Annotated in this window: 2 protein-coding genes; both read left to right on the top strand. The window is 53.3% G+C overall.

The window, feature by feature from the left end:
- Positions 1–285: 285 nt before the first annotated feature.
- Complete coding sequence (locus V6D20_08500) at positions 286–849, top strand: hypothetical protein (GenBank protein ID HEY9815821.1); 564 nt, start codon at positions 286–288, stop codon at positions 847–849.
- Positions 850–914: 65 nt separating this feature from the next.
- A complete protein-coding gene (locus tag V6D20_08495) occupies positions 915–1,460 on the top strand; it encodes a hypothetical protein (GenBank protein HEY9815820.1) in 546 nt (181 codons plus the stop codon).
- Positions 1,461–2,027 lie beyond the last annotated feature (567 nt).

The raw sequence follows: 2,027 nt of genomic DNA, 5'->3' as shown, positions 1-2,027 counted from the left end.
GAGCAATCGGTAACCGTGCAGTTCTCAAGAACAGAGTGGCGCCAAGTCTTTCCAGATGGCGTGACCTTAAATGACATAGCCCTTGGTGAGACGAATACGGTCTTTGTAGCGGTGTCTGATAGCTTTGCACACCGAATTTCCGCTTGGAAGGCTGACGGATCCTTTCTCGGCGAGCACTCGGTGTCTCGACTCTCTGAGAGGATATCGATTGTTGCAGACGTATGGACAGTGCTTACAAGATAGGACACAGGAAGGGTTGCGTACAGCACAGGTCCACACATCGGCTTGGTGAACGCCAATGGCCGGGGGACGTGGAGCCACGAGGAAGCCGACTTCGAAGGCCAGGCTTTGGCTCTGCACTCGGGTGGCCTTTATGTTGTTGGCAGGAAGGATGGCGAAGCTGTTCTGCTGACCTGCAATCTCAAAGCGCCATGCACCGTTGTGGCCACCTTTGGCGCTGCCACCTCTACTGCTGTGCTCTCCTCAGGCCCTACTTCCGCCGTCCTCGTCGAGAATAGCGGTGTTGTATCGGGCTACTTGATCGACAACCCTACCACAGCGGTCTTCACTAAAGGTGATAAGCCGGCGTCTAATACCTTAGAAGCGACGCGAATGACCCAACTCTCTGGCCGTGTTGTAGAGCTGCAAGGCTCGCTAACGGAGCTCTACCAGATTGGCTCGACTTCCCCTCCCATTTCTCTTGCTCGTAGTCTTGCCAAGGTGCGTGCGTTTGGCTCACCACCCAGGACCACGTTGTTTCGTCGTCAGATGGAGATGTCTTCTGGGCTGCAGGGCCCGAGGCTATCGAAAGGATCGATCTTGAACGCCCCCAGGATTCAACCACCCTAGATATCTCGGGTGCTTATGTCGCTGGGGACATAAACGGCCAGCCCCTTGTAGTGAGGGCAGGCGACGTGACCCTTTACGATGGCAGGCACCCCAAGTGGACTCGCGAGGTACTGCTTCCCCACTTGCTAATGCACAAGGAGAGCCTGGCAAGTATCAAGCATGTCGCCGTCTTCGACAACAAACAGCAGAGTTACGCTCAACTCCTCAGCGCGGACTTTGGCCTGGAAAAGCTCTTTGTCCTTGGCACAGACAGCTCTGTTGTTGCCAAGTCTTCAGAGAACGGAAAGACACTATGGAGTGTCCCAGTGCCCCACCCGGCTCTCAATCTGCTGGCCCCCTTTCGCACGAAGGAACGGGGCATGGAGGTGCTAGTTGTATCCCAGTCTACTGAGAGAGCTACTGTCCAGCTTCTTTCTACCAAGGACGGCAGTGTGCAGGAAGAACAATCCCTACCTGTCCTCCGCTACGCAACTGTGATATCTACGCCAGAGGCTGATCACGTCCTGTCCATCAACAAGGACAGCGAAGTTGCCCTCTATCCAGAAGCCAGTGTAGATCTCGCCAAGCATACCTTCCATCTGGTAAGGCATTGTGGGTTGCTAAGGTGTTAGATCGAAGGAGAGACTGTCACAGGATATAGCATTGCCGGTGGCAAACTCGAGGTGGACTGGACCTTCACTCTTCCTGAAGGTCATAAGTTGCTAGAAGCTGGTAGAACTGCTCTTTTTATCTGACCACAGCTTATCCCGATAAGCACCCTAGTGCTGCCGCCAGCCGAGTATTTGGCAACTACACCATCGCCACCAAATATGTGAACCCCAATGTTGTGCTCCTTCTCACCCAGTCCCAAATCCAAGGAGGTATGCCGCCATTTGTCTAAAGAGTCAGAGAAAGCAACCCCAATTGTCTCGGCTTTCCTAATTGATACCATAACAGGAACCATGCTCTACCAGACGTATCACCGCTATGCGGTAGGCCCTATTTTCTTTTCTTCCGTGCTTACCTTGTAGGAAGGACCCGTCGCGGCTACAGTTAGTGGGAGTATTCTAGTGTATTCCTTTAAGAACACCCAGCGGCGAAAGGACAAGCTCTACAAAACGCATATTACCACCGTGGAGCTTTACGAGCCCTATGTGGATTGGTCAGCGTAAGGATATGTGTGGTTGACGACTAGGGAG

The sequence above is a fragment of the Candidatus Obscuribacterales bacterium genome (assembly GCA_036703605.1).
Classification (GTDB): domain Bacteria; phylum Cyanobacteriota; class Cyanobacteriia; order RECH01; family RECH01; genus RECH01.
This window is presented reverse-complemented; position numbering and strand designations above follow the sequence as displayed.